Annotated in this window: 20 protein-coding genes and 1 pseudogene; 10 read left to right on the forward strand and 11 right to left on the reverse strand. The window is 69.9% G+C overall.

Features of this window, described 5'->3' with window-relative positions; translation table 11 throughout:
* Positions 1-400: 400 nt before the first annotated feature.
* Positions 401-934: a TetR/AcrR family transcriptional regulator gene (locus tag GGE06_RS06510; protein ID WP_246532412.1), complete on the reverse strand. Its 534-nt coding sequence runs from the start codon at positions 932-934 to the stop codon at positions 401-403.
* A gap of 267 nt (positions 935-1201) precedes the next feature.
* Between GGE06_RS06510 and GGE06_RS06515 the strand changes: the two genes are divergently transcribed.
* The gene (locus GGE06_RS06515; RefSeq protein WP_116157415.1) at positions 1202-1822 is read left to right on the forward strand and encodes a TetR/AcrR family transcriptional regulator; all 621 of its coding nucleotides are present in this window, start codon (positions 1202-1204) and stop codon (positions 1820-1822) included.
* Between the two features lie 71 nt (positions 1823-1893).
* Positions 1894-2076 (forward strand): hypothetical protein, encoded by a 183-nt coding sequence (locus GGE06_RS06520; protein WP_246532362.1) that lies wholly within the window; start codon positions 1894-1896, stop codon positions 2074-2076.
* A 46-nt stretch (positions 2077-2122) separates the two neighbouring features.
* Here the strand turns inward: GGE06_RS06520 and GGE06_RS06525 are convergent, their stop codons facing one another.
* Positions 2123-2440: a hypothetical protein gene (locus tag GGE06_RS06525; protein ID WP_246532363.1), complete on the reverse strand. Its 318-nt coding sequence runs from the start codon at positions 2438-2440 to the stop codon at positions 2123-2125.
* Positions 2441-3015: 575 nt separating this feature from the next.
* Between GGE06_RS06525 and GGE06_RS06530 the strand changes: the two genes are divergently transcribed.
* The 5 genes from GGE06_RS06530 to GGE06_RS06550 all read left to right on the forward strand — a co-directional run bounded on the left by GGE06_RS06530 (position 3016) and on the right by GGE06_RS06550 (position 11646).
* On the forward strand, positions 3016-4596 hold the full coding sequence (locus GGE06_RS06530) for a sigma-70 family RNA polymerase sigma factor (protein WP_184930230.1): 1581 nt from the start codon (positions 3016-3018) through the stop codon (positions 4594-4596).
* Positions 4597-4954: 358 nt separating this feature from the next.
* Positions 4955-7324 (forward strand): non-reducing end alpha-L-arabinofuranosidase family hydrolase, encoded by a 2370-nt coding sequence (locus tag GGE06_RS06535; protein ID WP_184930231.1) that lies wholly within the window; start codon positions 4955-4957, stop codon positions 7322-7324.
* A 39-nt stretch (positions 7325-7363) separates the two neighbouring features.
* Positions 7364-9988: an RICIN domain-containing protein gene (locus GGE06_RS06540; RefSeq protein WP_184930232.1), complete on the forward strand. Its 2625-nt coding sequence runs from the start codon at positions 7364-7366 to the stop codon at positions 9986-9988.
* 516 nt (positions 9989-10504) lie between these two features.
* Complete coding sequence (locus GGE06_RS06545; protein WP_246532364.1) at positions 10505-10954, forward strand: LLM class flavin-dependent oxidoreductase; 450 nt, start codon at positions 10505-10507, stop codon at positions 10952-10954.
* A 35-nt stretch (positions 10955-10989) separates the two neighbouring features.
* Complete coding sequence (locus GGE06_RS06550; protein ID WP_184930233.1) at positions 10990-11646, forward strand: NADPH-dependent F420 reductase; 657 nt, start codon at positions 10990-10992, stop codon at positions 11644-11646.
* A gap of 166 nt (positions 11647-11812) precedes the next feature.
* Here the strand turns inward: GGE06_RS06550 and GGE06_RS06555 are convergent, their stop codons facing one another.
* The 6 genes and pseudogenes from GGE06_RS06555 to GGE06_RS06580 all read right to left on the reverse strand — a co-directional run bounded on the left by GGE06_RS06555 (position 11813) and on the right by GGE06_RS06580 (position 16914).
* Positions 11813-12229, reverse strand: coding sequence for a nuclear transport factor 2 family protein (locus GGE06_RS06555; protein ID WP_184930595.1), 417 nt, complete (start codon positions 12227-12229; stop codon positions 11813-11815).
* Positions 12230-12234: 5 nt separating this feature from the next.
* On the reverse strand, positions 12235-13041 hold the full coding sequence (locus GGE06_RS06560; RefSeq protein ID WP_116157409.1) for an MBL fold metallo-hydrolase: 807 nt from the start codon (positions 13039-13041) through the stop codon (positions 12235-12237).
* Between the two features lie 27 nt (positions 13042-13068).
* Complete coding sequence (locus GGE06_RS06565) at positions 13069-13683, reverse strand: DsbA family protein (RefSeq protein ID WP_184930234.1); 615 nt, start codon at positions 13681-13683, stop codon at positions 13069-13071.
* A 136-nt stretch (positions 13684-13819) separates the two neighbouring features.
* The gene (locus GGE06_RS06570; RefSeq protein WP_116157407.1) at positions 13820-14323 is read right to left on the reverse strand and encodes a MarR family winged helix-turn-helix transcriptional regulator; all 504 of its coding nucleotides are present in this window, start codon (positions 14321-14323) and stop codon (positions 13820-13822) included.
* Between the two features lie 928 nt (positions 14324-15251).
* Positions 15252-16108, reverse strand: a pseudogene (locus GGE06_RS06575) (IS5 family transposase).
* A gap of 416 nt (positions 16109-16524) precedes the next feature.
* Positions 16525-16914: an ATP-binding protein gene (locus GGE06_RS06580; RefSeq protein WP_184930235.1), complete on the reverse strand. Its 390-nt coding sequence runs from the start codon at positions 16912-16914 to the stop codon at positions 16525-16527.
* An 857-nt stretch (positions 16915-17771) separates the two neighbouring features.
* Between GGE06_RS06580 and GGE06_RS06585 the strand changes: the two genes are divergently transcribed.
* Together GGE06_RS06585 and GGE06_RS06590 are read left to right on the forward strand one after the other, a co-directional pair.
* Positions 17772-18110: a helix-turn-helix domain-containing protein gene (locus GGE06_RS06585; protein WP_116157406.1), complete on the forward strand. Its 339-nt coding sequence runs from the start codon at positions 17772-17774 to the stop codon at positions 18108-18110.
* Positions 18111-18357: 247 nt separating this feature from the next.
* On the forward strand, positions 18358-18561 hold the full coding sequence (locus tag GGE06_RS06590) for a cold-shock protein (protein WP_093872186.1): 204 nt from the start codon (positions 18358-18360) through the stop codon (positions 18559-18561).
* A 407-nt stretch (positions 18562-18968) separates the two neighbouring features.
* Here GGE06_RS06590 and GGE06_RS06595 read toward each other — a convergent pair whose 3' ends face one another.
* From GGE06_RS06595 to GGE06_RS06605, 3 genes are all read right to left on the reverse strand, one after another.
* Positions 18969-19529 (reverse strand): DUF5994 family protein, encoded by a 561-nt coding sequence (locus GGE06_RS06595; protein ID WP_184930236.1) that lies wholly within the window; start codon positions 19527-19529, stop codon positions 18969-18971.
* A gap of 187 nt (positions 19530-19716) precedes the next feature.
* Entirely contained in the window at positions 19717-20904 is a 1188-nt protein-coding gene (locus tag GGE06_RS06600) for a PP2C family protein-serine/threonine phosphatase (RefSeq protein ID WP_184930237.1), read from the reverse strand.
* Between the two features lie 151 nt (positions 20905-21055).
* Positions 21056-21265 (reverse strand): hypothetical protein, encoded by a 210-nt coding sequence (locus tag GGE06_RS06605; RefSeq protein ID WP_376773508.1) that lies wholly within the window; start codon positions 21263-21265, stop codon positions 21056-21058.
* A 299-nt stretch (positions 21266-21564) separates the two neighbouring features.
* Between GGE06_RS06605 and GGE06_RS06610 the strand changes: the two genes are divergently transcribed.
* Positions 21565-22056, forward strand: a complete 492-nt coding sequence (locus tag GGE06_RS06610) for a DUF5994 family protein (protein WP_116157403.1) — start codon at positions 21565-21567, stop codon at positions 22054-22056.
* Positions 22057-22140 lie beyond the last annotated feature (84 nt).

The following is a 22140-nucleotide window of genomic DNA, read 5'->3' on the forward strand; positions in this document are numbered from 1 at the left end:
TTCCGAGGCACACCGCCCTGCCGAGTCGAGCCCAGTGGGTAGCAGGATCGCGACAAAGCCCCTGAGGACGTCGTCCGTGGGCTGGCATGCAGCCCAGACGGAGCAGGATGTGCCTGCGTCTGAGCTCGCGACGAGTCCGGACAGCAGCGGTTCACCGACCGGTGTCTCCCGGTCGCCGGCGACCAGGCGTCCACCTTGGTCGTCCGGGTGCAGGTGCGGCAGCCCGCCCGCCATCCACAGCCGCAGGTCGCCCCATGTCAGAAGTGAGCCGCCGCTTCGCGCCGCGTCCTTGATGACGTCCCCGGGTGATGGCGGCCAGCTTGTGGATTGACTCGATCGGCAGACGGTCCGCTATGGCGCCGCACGACGCTTGTGGTGCCGTACGCCGTTGTGCGGCGGTTCAGGTGCCGAGGGCGGGGAGGACAACGGCGTCGATGTAATGGCTCACGAAGGCTCGGTCGGGCGACCTGTCCTCGATCAACTGACGGGCGATCAGGGCACCGAGCAGCATGTGCGGCACGTAGGTCAGGGTCGGCGAGGCCGCGCTGATCTCACCCCGCTCGACCGCCCGGGCGAGCACCTTGTCCAGTCCCGTCAGCTCCGGGTGGACGAGCAGGTCGCGCAGCGCCTGGAACAGATCGGGATGGGTGTGCACGGCCTGGACGAGGCCGCGCATGAGCGAGGCGTTCCTCATCATCTGCCGGTCGTCCAGTTGCGCCACCATCGCCCGGAAGTCACCCCGCAGGGATCCGGTGTCGACACCGGCAAGGGTGGCGGGCTTTTGATGGCGCAGCGCCATGGCGACCAGCTCCGGCTTGCCCGTCCACTGGCGGTAAAGGGTGGCCTTGCTGCACTGGGCCCGGGCGGCCACGGCGTCCATGGTCAGGGCCTCGTAAGCGGATTCCCGCAGCACATCGAGCACGGCCTCGTACATCTCTGCCTCGCGCTCGGGCGTTATCCGGCTACGCGGCGGCCTCGCGCGGTCCGGCCGCGCCGACGTTGCTGACGTCTTGCGCTCGGCCTCCGTCAACATCAGCGACTCCCTCGAACGGAACCGTTCCGTGCGAGGAGAATCTATCCCGAGGAAACATGAATACGAAACCGTTTCGGTAGTGAAAAGGGACACGGGTGAAGCCCGGCCCTGACGATCGATCCGGGCCACCTGGGAAACTGGACCACGAGCACACTGGAAGGGACAGGCATGGCACGCACGTCACCGGCCGCGGCGAAGCGTGGACGGCCCCGCGACCCGGGCGCGGATGAACGCATACTCCAGGCGGTCGTGGACGAACTCGCCGAGGTCGGCATCGCCGGCTTCCGTATCAACTCCGTCGCCGCGCGTGCCAAGGTCGCCAAACGAACCCTCTACTCGCGCTGGCCCGAGCGCGAAGATCTGATCCTGGCCGGCCTGGCCACCTTGTCCGTGCGGCTCGACCCGCCGTGCACGGGCAGCCTCGAAAAGGACATACGGCTTCTCTACGACGCCATGGCCGAGCATCTCGCCAGTCCCCGCTGGCTGATCGGAGCTCACTGCAGCTTCGAATTCCCCGACCACCCCGAGCTCTACGCGACGTTCCAGCGCGACTGCATCGACCAGCCGCTGGCCGTCATCGAGGACGTCCTCCGCGACGCCCAGGTGCGCGGTGAACTCCGCAGCGACATCGACCGCTCCGTGGCCGCGGAGACCTTCGCGGCGTCGATCGGCGGGTTCAGCACACACATCGCCCGCCTCCGCGGCATGAACACGCACGCAGTCCGTGACCGGTTCCTCGACCTGTTCCTTCATGGGCTGCGCGCAGTCGCAGACGCGGGATCAGGCTGACCGCTCCCCTCCGCGGGATGAGGGCGTGATCGCCCTTGGGCGTCGTGATCCGTGCGTGAGTCCGGTCTACTGTGCAGTTCCTTCCCGCACGCCTGCGTGCCCTCGGACTCCTGGCCCGCGCGGACGACCGCGGCGACTCGGTCGTGCAGATCGCACCACCCCTGATCGCCACCCGCGACGAACTCGACCACATCGTCGATCTGCTCGGGCAGGCCCTGACTGACGCGGACCGCCATTTCCTCCACGCCCGCTGACCATCGAGCCACCCGGCATCGATGACCGCGTGCAGCCCGGTGGACTTCAGATCGGACAACAAGCGCGCCGCTCGGGCGGTCGCGCCGGCATCGGATGGAGTGCCACCGGGCAGCCTGGCCTCCTCGGCGGCAGCCGCCCCGGGGCGGTGGGGCCGTTTGCCTCGTCGAAGTCGGCGATCAGCTCGTCCCGGTTGTAGCGCTCGATCTGCCGCTGCGCGGAAACGCCACGCGTGTCGAACCACTCACGGATCGCTCGCAGGATGCCAGCGGTCAGAAGGACGGAGCCACCACTACTGGAGCCGTCGCCGGGCGGGTAGTCGGTGTCGTTGCCAGTCGTGACGCAAAGGGCATTCGGGAACGCCAAACTGCGCGATTCTCGGCTGCGTGGTGCCCCAGCTGCCCTTCGGACGTGGGTCAGAGGTCGCACGTAGCGCCCTTCATGCACATGATGCACATTGATCTTGTGTCCGTTTCGCGGCCCGCACGCCGCTGACCTGTGGTTTTCTTCGACATGTTTTGTGTGGACCTGTTTTTTGTGACGCACCATGTCGAGTGCATCGCGATCCTTGAGCCTGCTGAAAAGGGCCGCTGACCTGGCGTTTCTCTGAGTGTGCGTGATGGGCGTTACGTGTGTTAGGTGTGATATTTTGACGCATATTCGACGCACGTGACGCACGTTGACGCACGGACTGCGCGATTCCTGAGGGGCCGTCATGCGTGAGGGGTGACTGTCGGGCGCGCGGCCTTCCGAGGTCATCGGCTTGAATGGGCCGTCAGCGAGTTGGGCGAGTGTGACCGGGCACACTCCCCGCGCACCGGGCCTTCCATGTCGGCACGGGCCAGACCGTCCGTCCGAGGCGCAGGCTTTGGCCGTATGCCTTCGTCGAGGCTAGGGTGTGCCGCCGTACTCGGCGGATCGCTCCCCTGGGGAAGGTGGGAATGGGGCTCATTGATGCAGACCACGTGGGGCTGGTCGTCGCGGCGCAGGCTGGTGACGATCGGGCGCGCGAGGAGCTGATCGCCGCGTACCTGCCGTTGGTCTACAACATCGTCGGGCGAGCGCTGAGCGGACATGCCGACGTCGACGACGTCGTCCAGGAGACCCTGCTGCGCGTGGTGCGTGACCTACCCGCCCTGCGTGCCCCGGAGAGTTTCCGGTCCTGGCTGGTGTCGATCACGCTCCGCCAGATCAACACCCACTGGCATCGGCAGCACGCCCTCGCCGACCGGACCACGGTCATCGACGAGGCACGCCGGATACCGGACGCCGGCGCCGAGCCCGTGGACGTGACGATCCTGCGGCTGCACGTGTCGGACGAGCGGCGCCGGGTCGTCGAGGCCGGCCGGTGGCTCGACCCGGACCACCGGGTGCTGCTGTCCCTGTGGTGGCAGGAATGCGCCGGCCTGCTCAGCCGGGAGGACATGGCCGCCGCGACGGGGCTCACGGTCGCGCACGTCGGAGTGCGCCTGCAACGCATGCGCGAGCAGCTGGAAGTGTGCCGGACGATCGTCGCCGCGTTGGAGGCCGACCCGCGCTGTCCGCAGCTGGACGGGACCGTCGTCGGCTGGGACGGTGACCGTGCATCGGTGTGGCGCAAGCGGATCGCGCGGCACACCCGTGACTGCCCGGTCTGCACGGGGACGTCGACGGAACGGGTGCCGGCCGAACTGCTGCCGCTCAGCCTCACGACGCTGACCGTCCCGGCCGCACTGGTCGCCGCGCTGGCCGCCAAGGGCCTGCTGTCGGGTACGGCGGCGAGTGCTGCCGGCCTCGTCGGGGCCCCCGTCGCCGTCGGCACGGCGACGGGGGGAGGCGGTCTGCACGGCGCTCTTGCCGGCAAGCTCCAGGCGGTGACCGCTCATCCGCTGGTGAGCCTCGCGACCGGTGCGGTGCTCCTCGCCGGGACCGCCACCTACGCGACCTGGCCCGAACCGGCGCCCCGAGTTCCCGGCGCCACCGCCGCTCCCACGGTCGGCACCCCCACGCCCCTTCCCTCGCGCACCGCCACCTCCGCCGGACCGTCCCCGGCGAGTCCGTCCCCGGTGAGCCGGCCCTCGGTCGGCCCGTCCGCCGTCCCGGGCACCGTTGCGCTGGGCGCACGATCGCTGGAGTCCGCGGACAGTCCCGGCCTGTTCGTCACCTACAAGGGCGACTTCGCCTCCCTCGGCGGCGTGACCGCGTCCAGCGGCGCGCAGGCACGTCAGCGGGTCACCTTCACGGTCGTCGGGGGACTGGCCGACATGCGGTGCGTCACCTTCCGCGCCGCAGACGGCCGGTATCTCCGTCACAGCTACCTGCGGCTGCGGCTGAGCACCGACGACGGCAGCGCACTGTTCCGTGAGGACGCCACCTTCTGTCCCCGTCCCGGGGCGGTCGCCGGGTCCGTGACCCTGCACGCGCACAACTATCCGGGATCGGTCCTCCGCCACCGCGACGGCGGTATCTGGCTCGACGGCTCCGACGGCACGCGGACCTTCGCCGGCCAGGCTTCCTTCATCGTGCGCAGCCCCGGGGCCTGAGCACCGCTCCTCGGGCGATCCATCCACAGTTGCTGACCCACACCGTGACCGGCGTTCACCGCAGACCGGTGCGGCGCCCCTCTGCCATGGGCGCGACCAGGTCACGGCGTCCGGCATAACGCTTTCTGCCTGCGAGATGCGTCACCGGGTAATCCTGCGGACGGCGCGACTTTTCCGTTACGAGACCGCGCGCTCGCAAGCCTCCACTTCAGGGGTGTCCTTCCCGCGGCCCGTCATGACGTGCCGACGCGGCAGGGTCCCGACCCCCACTGACGTATCCCCTGAAGAAAGCGCCTCACATGACGCGACACACCCACGAACCCAGCGCGACCGGAACGCAGCACCCGCGAGGTGAATCATGAAGGGCCTGCACCGGCTCCGCCGGCGTCGCCGGACATGGGCGGTAGGGCTGTCGGCCACGGCGCTGGTGGCCGGCGTCGTGACGCTCCTCCCCAGCTCCGCCGGAGCCGCGGGCCTGGGCACCCAGGCCGCCCCCTCGGGCAGGTACTTCGGCACGGCCGTGGCCGCGGGCAGGCTCGGCGACTCCGCGTACACCGCGATCACCGACCGGGAGTTCAGCATGATCACCCCGGAGAACGAGATGAAGTGGGACGCCGTCGAACCGTCCCGCGGCAACTTCAGCTTCGGCCCCGCGGACCGGATCGTCGATCGGGCCCTGGCGCGCGGCCAGCGCCTGCGCGGCCACACCACGGTCTGGCACTCGCAGCTCCCCTCCTGGGTCGGGGCCATCCACGACGCGAAGACGCTGCGCGACGTGATGAACCACCACATCACCACCGAGATCAGCCACTACAAGGGCAAGATCTACGCCTGGGACGTGGTCAACGAGGCGTTCGCCGACGGCGGCAGCGGCGGGCTGCGCGACTCGGTCTTCCGGAACGTGCTCGGCAACGGCTTCATCGAGGAGGCGTTCCGCACCGCCCGTGCGGCCGATTCCTCGGCCAAGCTCTGCTACAACGACTACAACATCGAGAACTGGTCGGACGCGAAGACCCAGGGCGTCTACCGCATGGTCAAGGACTTCAGGTCCCGCGGCGTGCCGATCGACTGCGTCGGGTTCCAGAGCCACTTCGGGGCGGGCGGCCCGCCGGCCAGCTTCAAGACCACCTTGGCCGGCTTCGCCGCCCTGGGCGTCGACGTCCAGATCACCGAGCTGGACATCGCCCAGGCCTCACCCACCCACTACGCGGACGCGGTCAGCACCTGCCTGTCCGTGCCCCGGTGCACCGGCATCACGGTGTGGGGCGTCCGTGACAGCGACTCCTGGCGCAGCGGCGAGAGCCCGCTGTTGTTCGACAGCGGGGGCAAGCCCAAGCCGGCGTACACCGCCGTCATGAGCGCTCTCCATTCCGGCTCCGGTACCACCCCGGGCAGGCCGACCGACGGTACGGGGGAGATCAAGGGCGTCGCCTCCGGCCGCTGCCTCGACGTTCCCGGCTCCTCCTCCTCCACCACCAACGGCACCCGGGCCCAACTGTGGGACTGCAGCGGGCAGACCAACCAGCGCTGGACCTACACCGCCGCCAAGCAGCTGAGGGTGTACGGCGACAAGTGTCTGGACGCCAAGGGCAAGGGCACCACCAACGGCACCCCGGTCGTCATCTGGGACTGCAACGGCGGCGCCAACCAGCAGTGGAACGTCGATGCCGGCGGCGCGATCACCGGCGTCCAGTCCGGGCTGTGCCTTGACGCCGTCGGCGCCGCCACCGCGAACGGCACCACGATCCAGCTGTACTCCTGTGCGTCCGTCGGCAACCAGAAGTGGACCGGCCCCTCCCTGACGGGCGGCGGAACGTGCGCCCTTCCGCCGACGTACAAGTGGAGTTCGACGGGTCCCCTCGCGCAGCCGTCGAACGGGTGGGCCGCGGTGAAGGACTTCACCCACGTGATGCTGGGCGGCAAGCACCTGGTCTACGCGTCGAGCGCGTCGGGAACCTCGTACGGCTCGATGGCGTTCAGCCCCTTCACGAACTGGTCGGACATGGCGTCGGCCGGTCAGATCCGGATGAGCCAGAACGCGGTGGCGCCCACCCTGTTCTACTTCGCGCCCAAGAAGATCTGGGTGCTGGCGTACCAGTGGGGTGCCTCGCCCTTCAGCTACCGCACGTCGAGCGACCCCGCCAACCCCAACAGCTGGTCCGCGCCGCAGCCGCTGTTCACCGGCAGCATCCCCCGCACCGAATCCGGCACTGGACCGATCGACCAGACCCTGATCGCCGACGAGAAGAACATGTACCTGTTCTTCGCCGGTGACAACGGCAAGATTTACCGGGCGAGCATGCCGATCGGGAACTTCCCGGGCAACTTCGGCTCGTCGTACACGACGGTCATGAGCGACACGGCGAAGAACCTCTTCGAGGCGCCGCAGGTCTACAAGGTCCAGGGCCAGAACCAGTACCTCATGATCGTCGAGGCTCGGGGTACGAACGAGCGGCGCTACTTCCGCTCGTTCACGGCCTCGAGCCTGAGCGATGCGTGGACCCCGCAGGCCGCCGGCGAAAACAACCCCTTCGCGGGCAAGGCCAACAGCGGCGCCACCTGGACCGACGACATCAGCCACGGTGACCTGATCCGTACCAACCCCGACCAGACCATGACCATCGACCCCTGCAACCTGCAGTTCCTGTACCAGGGCAAGTCCCCTACCGCGGGCGGACCCTACGACCAACTGCCGTACCGGCCGGGCGTCCTCACCCTGCAGCGCTGACCTGCCCGATCCACGGTTACACAAGGAGAAACACCCCCCATGAACAACCCCGCCAACGCCGGACGCCGCGGACGTCACCGCCGTCGCAGGACCGCCACCGCCCTGCTGCTCGGTGTGCCCGCCACCGTCGTGCCGTACCTCCTGTTCGTGCAGGACGACTCGCAGGCCGCGACGGTCGACGACAGCGCTTACTACAAGCTGGTCTCGGTACGCAGCGGCAAGGTGCTGGACGTCAACGCCTTCTCCACCGCCGACGGCACCCGTATCCAGCAGTGGACTGATCAGAACACGGCCAACCAGCAGTGGAGGCTGCGCTCCACCGGCGACGGCTACTACGAGCTGGTGAACCGCAACAGCGGCAAAGTGCTCGGCATAGCGGGCGATTCGACCGCGCAGGCGGCTGCCGCCGAGCAGCAGACCGACAGCTCCTCCGCCTCCCAGGAGTGGCGGATCGACGAGGTGAGCGGTTCCGGCGCCGTCACCTTCACCTCCCGCAGGAGCGGCCAGGTCCTGGACGTCTCCGGAGGCTCCACGGCCGACGGCGCGGCGGTCATCCAGTACGGCGGCCATGGCAGCACCAACCAGCAGTGGAAGCTGGTGAAGACGGCCGAGGCCCCGGCCACCGGGACCGGACCGTACGCGTGGAAGAACGCCCAGGTGGTGGGCGGGGGTTACGTCACCGGGCTGGTGTTCAACCCCCGGGAGAAGGGGCTGCTGTACGCGCGTACCGACATGGGCGGCGCCTACCGTTGGGACGCCGCGGCCGAGCAGTGGATCCCGCTGACCGACTGGCTCGGCGAGAAGGACTGGAACCTGCTGGGCATCGACGCGCTGGCCACCGACCCCGTCGACGCCAACCGGCTCTACCTCGCGACCGGCACCTACACCAACGACTGGGCCGGCAACGGCGCGATCCTGCGCTCCACCGACCGTGGTCGCACCTTCCAGCGCACCGCTCTGCCGTTCAAACTGGGCGGCAACGAGGACGGCCGCGGGGCGGGCGAACGTCTGGTGATCGACCCCTCCGACAACGGCACCCTGCTGCTGGGCACCCGCAAGAACGGCCTGTGGCGCAGCACCGACCACGGTGTGACATGGAGTCAGGTCTCTTCGTTCCCCGTCAAGGACGGGGCGAGCAGCGGCGCGGGCATCTCCTTCGTGACGTACGGCCCGGCCGGCAGCAAGACGGTCTATGTCGGCGTCGCCGACAAGTCCACCTCCCTGTACCGCTCCACCGACGGCGGCAGCACCTGGCAGGCCGTCTCCGGGCAGCCCACCGGCCAGATGCCGCAGCACGGCGTGCTCTCCGGTGACGGCTCGCTGTACCTGACGTACACCGACAACCTCGGGCCCAACGGCGTGACGGGGGGTTCGGTGTGGAAGTACACGCCGGCCGGCGGGGCGTGGAAGAACATCTCGCCGTCCCAGGGCGGTTACGGGTTCTCCGGCCTGGCCGTCGACCCGCGGCAGCCGTCCACGGTCATGGTGACCACCCTCGACCGCTGGTGGCCCGAGGACGAGATCTACCGGAGCACCGACGGCGGCACGACCTGGAAGGCGCTGGCGGACAAGTCGGTGCGGGACGCCTCGGGTGCTCCGTACGTCGGCACCCACACCGGTCACTGGATGACCGCCCTGGCCATCGACCCCTTCGCCTCCGGGCACGTGCTGTACGGCACCGGCAACGGCATCTGGCGCAGCAAGGACGCCGACGCCACCGACAACGGCGGAACCAGCCATTGGACCGTGGGGGCGCGTGGCCTTGAGGAGACCGCGCTGATGGACGCGATCGCCCCGCCCGGCGGTGCCACCGTCATCACCGCCATGGGTGACCAGGGCGGCTTCCGCCACGACGACCTGACCAAGGTGCCCGCAGGGCGGCTGAGCAACCCGATGATGGCCAACAGCACCGACATCGACTTCGCCCAGTCCAACCCCTCGGTGATGGTCCGTGTCGGCCATGGCGGCGCGCAGGACGGTGCCTACTCCACCGACGGCGGCACCAGCTGGACCGGCTTCAGGTCGGAGCCGGTGGCCGGCGCCCAGGACGGTCGCGCCGCGCTCGCGGCGGACGGCTCCACCATCGTCTGGACCCAGGCCGGCCAGGCCCCGTACCGCTCGACCGACAAGGGAGCGAGCTGGTCGAGGGTCAGCGGCCTGGGCACCGACGCCGTGGTGGTCGCCGACCGCTCCTCGGCCAGGACCTTCTACTCCCTGTCCGGCGGCACGCTCCACGCCAGCACCGACGGCGGCGCGACCTTCACCGCCCGGGCCACCGACCTGCCCGACGGCCGGCTCACGGCCGTCCCCGGCATCGCCGGGGACCTGTGGATCGCCGGCCATGACAAGGGGCTGCTGCACTCCACCGACGGCGGCCGCACCTTCACCACGCTCAGCACGGTGAAGTCCACCTCCGCCCTCGGCTTCGGCAAGGCCGCACCCGGCGCCTCCTACCAGGCCCTTTACCTGATCGGCACCGTCAAGGACGTCACCGGCGTCTTCCGCTCCACCGACAAGGGCGCCACCTGGCTCCGCGTCAACGACGACGCCCACCAGTGGGGCAGCATCGGCGGCGTCGGCGTCATCACCGGCGACCCCGACACCTTCGGCCGCGTGTACGTCGGCACCAACGGCCGCGGCCTCCAGTACGGCGACCCCTCCTGACCCCGACACCGGATGCACTCACGTTCGACGTCTGAGCTGAGGCGCGATCACTGACAGGCTGCCGCCCTCCTGGCCGATGGGACATCTCGGCCGGAGGGCGGCTTTCCGCTGTAGAGCGGCCCGTGGGCGGCGGTTGCGGAGCGGCGGCCTGGGTCTTTCGCGGGCGTGACCCGCGGGGAGGGCAGGTGCCGTGCGCCAGCCAGTGCTGGCCGGCGCCCGTCAGGACGACGCTTCAGTGCCCGCCCTTCCGGGAGACCGTGGTCAGGTCCTGGTCCTGCAGCGCCTGACACGTGGTCTTGCAGGAGGTGGACTCCCGTACGCCCGCAGGGCACCCTGCTCCCACCCGCTGCAACACCGCGAGCCGCCGCTCATTGACCTGCCGCTCCGTCGTGCGTCGGAGATCGCACGTAGCGCCCATCGTGCGCGTAATGCACATTGATCTTGCGTCTGTTTCGCGTCTCGCGAGCCGCTGGCCTGCGGTTCTCTTTGACCTGCTTTTGCCTCTACATGTCTGCGATGACGGAGAACGGGCTGACCACCTGGGTCGGCGTCGACGGCACCCCGCAGTCGGTCGTGCGTACGGCGAAGTACGGGTTCCCGCTGATGATCGCCATTACAGGGGGCAGCCCGACCCGCTTCGCCCCGTACGTCGACCTGTACGGGCGCGCCGCCGAGCAGTTCGGCACCACGGCCCACCCCGTCGGCATGCACTCGCCCGGCTTCGTCGCCGACACCGACGAGCAGGCCCGTGAACTGCGCTGGCCCCGCTACAAGGTCATGCGCGACCGCATCGGCGCGCCCGAGACGGTCGCCCGCAAGATGGCCGCCGCCATCAAGGGCCTCGGCGTCGGCCGCTTCGACATGATCTACGGCTCCGGCGCGATGCCGGTCAGCGCCCGGCTGCGCGCCGTGGAGCTGTACGGCACCAAGGCCGTGCCGATGGTCCGCGACATCCTCGCGGGCTGACCCGAGGGACGTACCGAGGAACGGAGGGAGCGGACATGGACTTCAGCGACGTACGGACGCTCGGCATCATCGGCGCGGGAAAGGTCGGGACGGTGCTGGCGCGGCTCGCGCTCGGTGCCGGCCATCGGGTGCTGATCGCCGGTTCGGGCGACCCGGAGAAGATCGCGCTCACGGTCGAGGTGCTGACGCCGGGCGCGGTGTCGGTCACGGTCGATCAGGCCGTGGCCGGGGCGGATGCCGTCGTGCTCGCACTGCCGCTCGGCAAGTACCGCACGCTGCCGGTGGACGCGTTGCGCGGCAAGCTGGTGATTGACGCGATGAACTACTGGTGGGAGACGGACGGTGTCCGGGACGACCTCAGTGATCCCGCCGTCTCCTCCAGCGAGACCGTGCAGCGGTTTCTGACCGGTTCACGGGTGGTCAAGGCGTTCAATCACATGGGCTACCACGATCTGGAGGACGGGGCCCGGCCGTCGGGCGCGGCGGGGCGCAGGGCGATAGCCATCGCCGGAGACGATACCGAGGACATCGCGGCGGTCGGGCACCTTGTCGATGACCTCGGCTTCGATCCTGTCGTGGTGGGATCGCTGGCCGACGGTGTACGGCTGCAGCCCGGCACCGAGCTCTTCGGCGCCAACGTCGACGCCGAGGGGCTGTGGGCGATGCTCGACCGGCCAGCAGCCGCAGCCTGATGTGCAGCTGTCGCGGCGACCTCTTCCGCTGGCTCCTGACGAGGTGCGGCGGCACTGGACGGCGTCGTCCGAGGCGGCGGCGCGTGTTCGCCCCCGCGCCGCTGCTGCGCAGCGCCCTGCGAGCAGGCCGACGGGGCGGCTACTTGCGGGGCGCCACTCCATTTCGTCAGGCGGTCATCGCATCGCGGACGAGCGCGGTGTCCACGAACTGTTCGAAGCGGACGATGAGTCCGCCGCGGACGGTGAAGTGGTGGGCGACGCGTACGTCGATGGGCTTGCCGGTGGCTTTGTTGGTCGCGGTGTAGCGGGCGAGGACGACGACGTTCTCGCCGTCCACGACGTACGTGTCGTCGTGGGCGGTCCAGTCGTCCCAGTCGGCGCCGAGCTTCTCCATCACGTTCGCGGTGACGCCCTCGGGCGTGCGGTACGTCCCGGCCAGCGGGAAGCCGGCCATCTCCGTCCACTCCACGTCCGGGGCGAGCGTGGCCCGCAGTGCCTGAAGGTCACCGGCCGCCGAGGCCAGGTACTGGCGGCGTACGACATCGGCGGGGGAGGCGGCGAAGTCGGTGTTCTCGTACGGCATTTCGGTCAGCCCCACTTCATCTCGCCCTTGGCGACCTTGGCCCCGATCTGCGCGGCGATGAGCATGCCGTAGTCCGGGTAGCGGGTCACCAGGGCCTCCGTCAGCGCGGCGCCGTCCGCGGCCTTGGCCAGTTCGTCCTCGAAGGCGAGCAGGTAGTCGCGGGTGGCGGTGATGGCGGAGGCATCGGCCGGAGCGCCGGGCAGCCGGTGGCCGGGCACGACCAGCGCGGGCTTGAGGGTGGCCATCTCGTCGAGCAGCTTCAGCCATGCCGAGCGATCTTCGGGGGTGGGTGTGTCGGCGACCCAGACGTGTTCCTGCTGGAAGAGGAGGACGCCGCCGAGCAGGGCCCGCTGCTCGGGCTGCCACAGGTAGTGGCGGTCGGGCAGTTCGGCCGGGCCGCCCTTGAGGTCGAAGCGGTGGCCTTCCAGGGTGAGGCTGCCGGTGAGCGGGGCGAGGTCGACCAGGCGGGTGGGCAGGTTCGGGCCGAGCGCCTCCCACGCCTTGAGCTTGCCCTCGTAGGAGTCCTTGATGTGCTCGATGACGAGCGGGGTCGCCACGAAGGCCGCCTCGGGGAAGGCGTCGGCGATGACTTCGGCGCCGAAGTAGAAGTCGGGGTCGGCGTGGCTGATGAACACCGTGGTCAGCGTCTTGCCCGAGTCGAGGATCTCGGCGACCAGGCGGTGCCCGTCGGCGCGGGTGAAGGCGGCGTCGACCAGGAGCGCCTCGTGCTCGCCGGTGACGAGGGTGGCGGTCTTGTTCTTCGACCCGGCGGGGAAGTCCAGGTCGAGGATCTTGAAGGAGAGCGTGCTCATGGGGGGGGCTCCGTAAGGGGTGGGGGGTCAGGCGGTGAGCGCGGCGAGGCGCTGGTCGATCTCGTCGGGTGTGGCGTGGCCGCGGGCCAGTACGCTCACGCGCGCGCCGTCGACGGCGAGGAGCGTGGGGAACGCGTTGACGCCCAGCTCGGCGGCGCGGCGGAAGTCGGCCTCGGCCGCGGCCCGCACCCCGGGCGCCTCGAAGGCAGCGACGACGGCGTCGGCGTCCAGCCCCATGCGCTCGGCGACCGTCCGGTAGGTCGCGGGGGCGGACAGGCTCAGGCCGTCGACGTAGAACGCGCGCTGCAGGGCCGCGGCCGACTCCACCGCGTGGTCGGGGGCGGCGGCGCGCAGGGCCGCGACGCCCCGGGCCGCCGCCTCGGAGTCCATGACGAACGAGCCGTCGGCGATCAGCCGCGTGTACCCCGCGCCGAACTCGGCGCCGGTCAGCTCGGCGATCTTGGCGTTGGCGCCCTGGACGTAGCCGAACTCGCGGATCGGCACCCGGCGCGGCCCGGTGAACAGGCCGCCGGAGACCACCTCCACCGGCAGTCCCGAGTGGCGGGCGGCGACCTGGCGCAGGGTGCCGGAGAACCCGTGCGACCAGCCGCAATAGGCGTCGAAGACGTTCACGAGCTTCATGATGGCCTCGCTTGAGATGCGGCGCCCGCCGAACGCGAGCGATGTACCTGACGAAACAGTATCTGACGCGTCAGATATTTCCTGGGAGTCCGACGCCCCTTCCCGGCAGGCCGAAAGTCCCTCGCAGGGCGCAGCGTCAGGGCAGGCGCGGCAGCACGTCACGCGCCGAATGACTCAGGATTCGTAGATCCTCGATGAACCGGTCCCGGTCGCCGGGTGGAATCGGCTCCAGGAAGTAGCGGCGGATGTTCTCCACATGCACCCGCGACGCGGCCACCGCCTTCTGCGCGCCCTTCGGCGTCAGCTGGACGAGGCGGCCGCGCCGGTCGCCCGGGTCCTCGACCCGCTCGACGAGCCCGGCCTCCACCATGCGGTCCACCAGCCGCGTGGCGCCGCCCGTGGTCAGCACCTGCTCCTGGGCCAGGGCCCGCATCGACAGGCCGGGCTCACCGGAGCGTCCCAGGATGAGCAGCACCTCGTACATGAGGTGGCTGATGCCGCACTCCTTCTCCAGGGCCCGGCCCAGGATGTACTCGAGGCGGTTGGCGGCACCTTGGAGGCGGCCGAAGGCCAGCACCAGATCGTTGTCCGCGGCCTCCTTCGCCGTCGAGATCCGCGCTTGCTCGGCCCGCTCGTTCACAGCCTCGCCGTCCCCTCTTGCCGGCCCCGTTTCCCTACGATCATGCCGCACGGCCGGTGACGAGCCCGCGGCTCCCGGTCTGGAAGGGCGAGCCGATCGTCGAAGCCGGCTGGGGCATTGCTGAGAGTGGCCGCGATCTCAGCCGGGATACGTAGGGTGTGGACCGTCGCCTCGGCGACGCCGAGGCGGCCGCGATGTCCTTGTTGCCCGAGGCTGAGCGCGCTGGTTTTCGTCGGAGTTGTTGGTCGGCGCGGAAGGCACCTTCGGCGCACCGGATCCCGAGCGCGCGGGCGCCCTGTTTCCGGGGGCGAAACTAGGATGAGGGTGGTGGACGCTGTGGTCGGCGTGCGTCAGACTCGCGCACGTAATGCACGCAGCGCACACAATGCACACGGCCGATTTGCCCCAATGCGCCTGCCCGGGTCGCCGACCTGCGACTTTGCCGAGTGTGCATTATGTGCGTCACATGCGTTAAGGGCGATATCTTGACGCGTATCTGACGCACGTGACGCACGTTTGACGCACGAACGGCGCCTTTCCTGATGGTTCGTCATGTGTAGTTCAAGGCTGTCGGCCTGGGCCGCGCGCCCGTGTGGAGGTGGCCCCGCGGCGGAGGTGGTGAGGCCGACTGCCGCGCGGTTGGTCAGTCCGTCCCTTCGCTTCTTGGGCGTGACGTCCCGTGGTGCTGGGGGGATGTCGTCTCAGGGGCCGTAGGTGACTCCAGCGCCCGAGGACGGGCTTTAGGTCGTCGGTTGTAGCTTGGGGATGTCGGGCAGGTTGGGTTCAGCGGGTCGAGACGCTCGACGGTGGCTGCCACCCAGTCGGTCCATGCCTCGGATTCGGCTCAGGTCTGCCCCGGTGGCATGGACTCAACTCACGTGCGTACGGCGCTTAAGAGGTCGTTTTCGCCCAATGTTTCATCTTGAGATCAGGTGCTCTGCATGCTTTTCGGGTTGCGCCAGGAGATGGTGTTCTCGTGGGTGAGGCGGCGGGCCATGGGGCTGGTCATCGTGAGGTGGATCTTGGCTTCGGAGCGTGTGGGCAGGGTTTCGTAGTCGCGGGCCAGACGGCGGTTCAGCATGAGCCGGCCGTAGGTCCGCTCGACCGTCCACCGCTTCGGAATCGGAGTGAAACCCCTGGTCCCGGGCTTGCAGGCGGTGATCTCCATGTCGATGCCGCGGGTGGCGGCATGCTCGACGAGATGCTGACGGTAGCCGCCGTCGACCCGCGCCTTGCGGATGCAGGAATGGTCGACGGCGACCCGGTCCAGGAGGCGGGCGCCGGCGGTGGAGTCCTGCACGCTCGCCGCGGTGACCAGCACGGCAAGGAGCAGGCCGAGGGTGTCGGTGACGATGCTCCGCTTCCTGCCGACGATCTTCTTGCCGGCGTCGACACCCTGGCTCGAGGCCGGGACGCCGGTGGAGGTCTTGACGCTCTGCGCATCGATCACATACGCCGACGGCTCGCCGTTCCTGCTTTCCTTCTCCCTCGGCAACTGCCTGAGCAAGCCATTGAGCTGGGCGAGCACCCTTCGTCGGCCCATTTGGCGAAGTAGCCGTAGACGGTGTTCCAGGGCGGGAAGTCGTGCGGAAGGTAACGCCACTGCACCCCGGTCCGGTCGACATACGAGATCGCATCCATGATGTCGCGCAACTCGTGCTCGGGCGGCCGACCGAAGTTCAAGGCTCTGCTTCGGCGCTCCAGCCGCCGAGCCGACAGGACCGGCTCGACCGACTCCCAGCGGGCATCGGACAGATCACTCGGGTACGGACGTCGCTTCGTCATGCTTCCGACGTACCGCCGCGAACCGAATGCGCCCAGGCGCGCAACGACAGCAGTCGAAGCACACCACCTCAACAGCAGGGCATCGTGGGACGAGACGGAAACAGGCGCCCTTGCACCTCACTCGTAACCCCACCCGCCCCGCGAGGCACCGCCCCTTTTCCCAACCTCATCGACACCGCCACCCGGCACTCTGAGAATCAGCCGATAACTGATCGGCTGCACGTCGTTGCCGACAAGGGCGGGGCCCTTGGCGGCCGCCCGGCTCGCCAGGGGCTGAGACCCGCTTGCCTGCCTTGTACGCCAAGGCCCCGTACCGAGGGATATCGGTTAGTGAGCATGGCGGCGTGCGACGCGATGGCGGCCGGTGCGGGGAAGTTCAGGTCCGTGGTGCCGGCTTGGGGGAGGTGTGGCGGGGGTTATCGGGGGAGGAGGGCGCGTACGGTTTTGCCGCCGTCGGGGGCGGCGGTGACGTGGGTTGTGTGGGTGAGGCGGTTGACCATGGGCCAGCCGAAGCCTCCCGTGGTGCTGTTCAGGTCGGGGGTGCGCATGCGCGGTGTCTGGGGGCTGGGGTCGCGGACGGTTACCTCGATGCTGTCCGGGTGGGCGGTCAGTTCCAGGGTGCAGGTTTCGCCGGCGTGGCGCAGGGCGTTGGTGAAGAGTTCCGAGGCGACCAGGACAGCCGTGTGGGCGGCCTCGGCTCCGGCCGGGGGGAGTAGGTCGTCGAGGAAGGCCCGGGTGCGGTCGCGGGCGTCGGCGATGGAGCCGGTGGAACGGGCGGCTGCGACGTTGACGCTCATCGTGTCCACCGGGGCCACCTCGATCTCTTGATCTTCGTCTCTTACCGCCCTGTGCATGTACCCGCCCTGGTGGCGGACAACCTGGCAATAGCCGTCCTGCTCCTTCGGGCGACGCTGTCCGAGATCGATTACCTCACCTTCACGCACTCAGAAATCTGCATCGGCTGGAGTAGACATTACTCTGCGGTCTGGCTATGGTTTCTCTCGTAGCCGAAGAGATCGAAAGCCCGGCAGAGGTGAACTGCCGGGCAGTAGGACCGCAGTACCCGCAGTTGCAGGACGGTTCGGTGGCGGAGTTTCGAAGCCAGGCTGGTTGCAGGACGGCGACGGGACTGGCCACCGGACCGGGTGGCCCGCAGTGATCAGGGGCCGCCGGCACGGGACCGCTGTCATGGCAGATGCGGTACCCGTAGGTGCAGTGCGCAGTACCCAGCAGTGAAGTCGAATGAGCAGTACCCGGTGAAGGCGTCGGCTGCGGGCGCGCGCGCCGGGAGGCTCGGCAGCAGGTTTCCAAGCCAGAGCAGGATCGGCGACGGGGCCGGCTACCGGCCGGGGTGGCGCTGCCAGAGGCCACCAGCAGTACGCAACACCAGCAGTGATGGATCCAGAGGAAAGAACGGAGGAACCCGCGCCATCAGGATCGCCCGGGCGGAAGTCTTGAGCCCGGGTACCGCAGGACATCGATAGTGAGGTGGTCTCCGGTCACGCAACCGCGATCCCCGCAACCCCGACAGCAGCCAGGTCGGGTCTGCGGACACAGAAGGCCGGCGCAGTATCAGGGCCGGCAGGTGGTGTAGTAGTTCCTTCGGGGCCCGGGTGCCAGTACGGCACCCGGGCCCCTCGACGCGTTCCCCAAGAGAGGTGCAATGACAGCAGACGACTCGTTCGGCCGTCTCGACGACGACGACTACCCCGCCTACACCATGGGTCGGGCCGCCGAGATGCTCGGCACCACACCCGCGTTCCTCCGCGCCCTCGGCGAGGCGCGGCTGATCGCCCCGCTGCGCTCCGAGGGCGGCCATCGCCGCTACTCCCGCTACCAGCTGCGTATCGCCGCCCGCGCCCGCGAACTCGTCGACCAGGGCACACCGATCGAGGCCGCCTGCCGCATCATCATCCTCGAGGACCAGCTCGAAGAGGCCCAGCGCCTCAACGAGCAGTACCGCCGGGCTGCCGAAGGGGCCGGGCCGCCGCCTGCGGCCTGAGATGGTGCCGTGCCCGCCGGGCGCCGGCGGGCGCCATGTGTTCCATCCGGTTCCGAGCGTGTCGCTGTCTCCTGTGGTGACGCAGGGTGCGAGCGTGTAGCGTTCCTGTTAGCTGTCGTGGTTCGGAAGCCCCCTTTGCCCACGCTCCAGGCGTGGGCTTTTTGCTGTGCTGTGCCGCAGGAACCAGGGCGATCACCTCCGCCTCCCGCACTGTGCGGAGGCGTTCATCGACTGGAAGGCATGAGACATGGCTACGGGAACTGTGAAGTGGTTCAACGCGGAGAAGGGCTTCGGCTTCATCGCCCAGGACGGCGGCGGCCCGGACGTCTTCGCCCACTACTCGGCCATCAACTCCTCGGGCTTCCGCGAGCTCCAGGAAGGGCAGAGCGTGACGTTCGACGTCACCCAGGGCCAAAAGGGCCCCCAGGCGGAGAACATCACCCCGGCCTGACCCTTCCCGCCCCCCGGGGGGTGGCTGAGCCTGCCCCGAGGCCCTGCTCTTTTCAGGTCTGCTTCCCAGGAGGAGCAGGGCCTTCCTGGTTTCCCTCCCTCTCCACCGGCAAGGCGCCCTCTGCGTTGGCCTGTTGTCCCGGCAACCCCGGGGCGGGCGCGCTCTGGGCGACGCCAAGCGCGACGGGGCACATGTTTCCCGGGCGGCGACGGCCGGCCTTCGGCCGACTGTCTGGCAGTGTTCTCGATCCACAGCAGCGCCCACTCGATACCGGACCGCCAGCCCGCCTCCGCGTTGTCGTAGCGGCCCTCGGCGTCGGCTCGGATGTCGGCGGTCAGGGCGCGGCAGCGGGCACTCTGGGGAGCGGCTCGGCCATGCGGAGAGGGGCTGACCTGCAGACGGCAGGCTCACCTCCACATGCTTCGCGGCAGGGCGATCATGCGTGCTCCGACGACGGGGCGAGGGCGGGGATGGGGCTGGGGGTAGGCCCCGCCTTCCGTCTCCCAGGTGTCCTCACCGGCTTGGGCCTCCCGAAGGCGGCGACCGGTCGCGTTCTCGTCGGACATGAGGGTGCTCGTGGTGTGGAGGTTGCCGGGGGTGGACGCGGCGGCCATCAGGCGTGTGGCGGAGTCGGGTGCGGTCTCGGGGGGAATCACCAGCAGGTCGCAGTGGTCGCGGTTGTACGACAGCAGGATCATCGCGTCGGGGTCCAGGTCGGTGAACCAGCCGACGTGCACGGCATGTCCGCCGACGGGGATCTGGTACGGGGAGACGGGCCAGGGTCCGGGGTTCGCGGTGATGCGCGTGATGCGGCCGCTGCGGTCCCGCAGCGCGTCTACCAGGGGCGGCAGCTCGGCGGTGAGATCGCGTGAGTACGGCCACCAGGCGCCGTCCAGCAGGCCGGCGAGGGAGGTGCGTGGTGTCAGTGCCAGGCGTGCCCGGCGGGTGGGAACGGTCGTGCTGGTCATGAGGCCGAGACCCGTCCCCGGGACGCCTGTGGGCGGCCCGGCGTAGCGATCGCCGAGAACGACATCCGCGTGAAGGCGGGGTACGAGGTGCCCCCGGTACCTCCAACGTACTCCGCGCCGGGGCCGGAAGCGGGGGGCCTGGCCGCTTCCTCCGGTCGGCCACGCTGCCGGACGTGCGGAGAGTCCGTTACCCGTGCCACTCGACGAGGACGAGGGTGGCGTCGTCGGTGGTGGTCTCACCACGGGCTCGTCTGAGGGTGTGGGACAGGTCGCGCGCCACGGCCCGTACGCCCCGGTCGGCCCGGTCCAGGCGGTGGATCCAGTCGATCAGCTGGTCCTCGCCGAACTCCTCCTGCCCGCTCTGGTGTTCCTCGATCAGGCCGTCGGTGAAGCAGAGGATGCGGTCCCCGGGTTCGAGCACCGTCTCGCTGACCTGCGGTTGTGCTCCGCCGAAGCCGACGGGGAGGGTGGTGGGGCTGTTCAGGCGGCGTACGACGCGGTGGCCGCGGATCAGCATGGGGGCGGGATGGCCGGCGTTGACCCACTGGAGGCGGCCGGTTCCGGTGTCGAGCCGGAGCATCTGGGCGGTGACGAAGTGGTCGGGGGCGAACTGTTCGGCGATGGCCCGGTCCATGAAGAGGTAGATCTCGGACAGCTCGACGCTGGTGCGGCGGGCGTGTCGGTACGCGCCGATGGCGACGGTCGCCATGGTGGCCGCGTCCAGGCCGTGGCCCATGGCATCGATCATGGCGAGGTGGAGGACGTCGCCGTTCAGGGCGTAGTCGAAGCTGTCGCCGGCCACGTCGTAGGCGGGTTCCAGGACTCCGGCGACCGCCACGCGGGACATCGTCATGGCCAGCGGGGGCAGGAGCGACCACTGGATCTCGGCGGCGACGCTCATCGCTTCGCCGCGGCGGGTGCGGAAGAAGAGGTCGGTGTAGCCGTTCTTGGTCTGCAGCACGTCGGCGAGCACGCCGGCGATCCTGCGCAGGAGGCGGCGGTCGTCGTCGATCGTGTCCAGGGTGACGGCAAGGACGCCTGCCTGGTCTCCGCCGTCCAGCAGCGGCACGTGCACCCGCGTCCCGTCGGCCGACGGCACCTCGACCGGACGCGCGGTGAGGAAGCACCGGCCGGCCTCCGAACCGTCGATGGGCAGGGGCTCACCGTCCTTCAGTCCGTCCCCGGCTAGGGGGACCAGATTCCGCTGCCCGTAGTCCTGGAGCAGGATCCGCACCTCGCGGCCCCCGATCAGGGCCACCGTGCCGGCGACGATGGGGCCGACATGGTCGGGCGGCAGCGCGTGGGCGTGGTCCAGGAGCCCGCCCAGCAGCATCTCTCCGAAGCTCTCCCGAGCGCTCCGGGCCCCGGTCCTCATGGCGTCCGAGGGTCATCCGGAGCCTCCAAGGGGCCGGTGGCCTGGTCCGGGGCCGTCGTGCGCCCGGGTGTCGGCGGCACTGCGGTGTGGCTTCCAGGATGCCTCCCGGCGGCAGGAGCCGCCACGCGTGCCCGTCCGGGGCGAAGGGCCGTCAGGGTTCCTCGGCGTGGGGCCCGGTGCCGCTCGGGGGCCTGCTGGTGGTCAGCCAGGACCGGGCCGGTTCGGCGGGGTGGGCGGTGTCGACGGTGAGGTGGAGACGGGTGCCTCCGCCCGGGGCGGGATAGCTGCGCTGCTCCCCGCCGGCGAAGCAGCGGCGGAGGACCTCGGCCACCCTACGGGCGGTGTCCGGTGTGGCGGCCACGACGCGGATCTCCGCGTGGGCCCGGTGGAGGCAGGGCTTCTGGTTCGTTGCGGTCCAAGGCGGCACCGTCCTCTACGCGCCGGGGGACGCGCCGGGGGACGCGTCCGCGGGCGGCCCGAGCGGGGGCGCCCCGGTAGTACGTCCGACGAGGCCGGTGCCGGACGGCTCCGCACCGGGAGCGGCGCGTACACGGGCCCTGCCGGAGTACGGTGAAAGAACGGGGCCGCCGCCCCGCCCGGCCCGGCGCCCGCCGCCACCGAGGGACGGCGGCGGAAGTACCGTGGACGGGCGGACCGATCATGACCGACGCAGGCGTTTCCCCTCATGGCCCCACCCCTCCGCGCCTCCTGCCGGACGAGGTCCACCGGTCCGTCGGCCCCGGCACGGCGCTGCTCCGGCTGGAGACCACGGGGTCCCGGCAGAGCCTCCTCGACGGCGCGTGGTGGCCGCGCTCACGTGACGTCGAGCGGGAGATCCCGCCGCTGGTCACCGCCCTGACCGAGCACCTCGGGCCCGTCACCCGGGTCGGCCTGGACGCCTCCGCGTGGAACAGCATCCCCAGCCGTCTCGTCGTCGATGACCGGGTCGTGCACCTCGACTCCTTCCCCGTCGGCGACGACACCGTCCTGATCACCCGCGGCGACAACGACCACTTCTCCCTCATGCTCGTCCCGCCGAACACGACGCCCGAAGCCGCCCGCACGGCTATGGCCCGAGCCGTCCGCGCCGACAACGTCACCCAGGCCACCGAGATCCTCCTCGCCAAACTCCCCCACCCCGCAGGCCCGTAGGCCGGCACCGCCCCGAACGGCGACGAAGCCCCAAGTCACAGACCTGGGGCTTCGGATGAAGAGCTCATGACGGGAAACGCCCCC

This window comes from Streptomyces nymphaeiformis (assembly GCF_014203895.1).
In the GTDB taxonomy this organism is placed as follows: Bacteria; Actinomycetota; Actinomycetes; order Streptomycetales; family Streptomycetaceae; genus Streptomyces; species Streptomyces nymphaeiformis.

Bases quoted from the DNA above. Each gene is read 5' to 3' on its own strand.
- GGE06_RS06515 (WP_116157415.1), top strand. From the start codon at position 1,202: ATGGCACGCACGTCACCGGCCGCGGCGAAGCGTGGACGGCCCCGCGAC.
- GGE06_RS06610 (WP_116157403.1), top strand. From the start codon at position 21,565: ATGACCGACGCAGGCGTTTCCCCTCATGGCCCCACCCCTCCGCGCCTC.
- GGE06_RS06545 (WP_246532364.1), top strand. From the start codon at position 10,505: ATGACGGAGAACGGGCTGACCACCTGGGTCGGCGTCGACGGCACCCCG.
- GGE06_RS06530 (WP_184930230.1), top strand. From the start codon at position 3,016: ATGGGGCTCATTGATGCAGACCACGTGGGGCTGGTCGTCGCGGCGCAG.
- GGE06_RS06585 (WP_116157406.1), top strand. From the start codon at position 17,772: ATGACAGCAGACGACTCGTTCGGCCGTCTCGACGACGACGACTACCCC.
- GGE06_RS06590 (WP_093872186.1), top strand. From the start codon at position 18,358: ATGGCTACGGGAACTGTGAAGTGGTTCAACGCGGAGAAGGGCTTCGGC.
- GGE06_RS06555 (WP_184930595.1), bottom strand. From the start codon at position 12,229: ATGCCGTACGAGAACACCGACTTCGCCGCCTCCCCCGCCGATGTCGTA.
- GGE06_RS06540 (WP_184930232.1), top strand. From the start codon at position 7,364: ATGAACAACCCCGCCAACGCCGGACGCCGCGGACGTCACCGCCGTCGC.
- GGE06_RS06550 (WP_184930233.1), top strand. From the start codon at position 10,990: ATGGACTTCAGCGACGTACGGACGCTCGGCATCATCGGCGCGGGAAAG.
- GGE06_RS06565 (WP_184930234.1), bottom strand. From the start codon at position 13,683: ATGAAGCTCGTGAACGTCTTCGACGCCTATTGCGGCTGGTCGCACGGG.
- GGE06_RS06595 (WP_184930236.1), bottom strand. From the start codon at position 19,529: ATGACCAGCACGACCGTTCCCACCCGCCGGGCACGCCTGGCACTGACA.
- GGE06_RS06560 (WP_116157409.1), bottom strand. From the start codon at position 13,041: ATGAGCACGCTCTCCTTCAAGATCCTCGACCTGGACTTCCCCGCCGGG.
- GGE06_RS06600 (WP_184930237.1), bottom strand. From the start codon at position 20,904: ATGAGGACCGGGGCCCGGAGCGCTCGGGAGAGCTTCGGAGAGATGCTG.
- GGE06_RS06510 (WP_246532412.1), bottom strand. From the start codon at position 934: ATGTACGAGGCCGTGCTCGATGTGCTGCGGGAATCCGCTTACGAGGCC.
- GGE06_RS06535 (WP_184930231.1), top strand. From the start codon at position 4,955: ATGAAGGGCCTGCACCGGCTCCGCCGGCGTCGCCGGACATGGGCGGTA.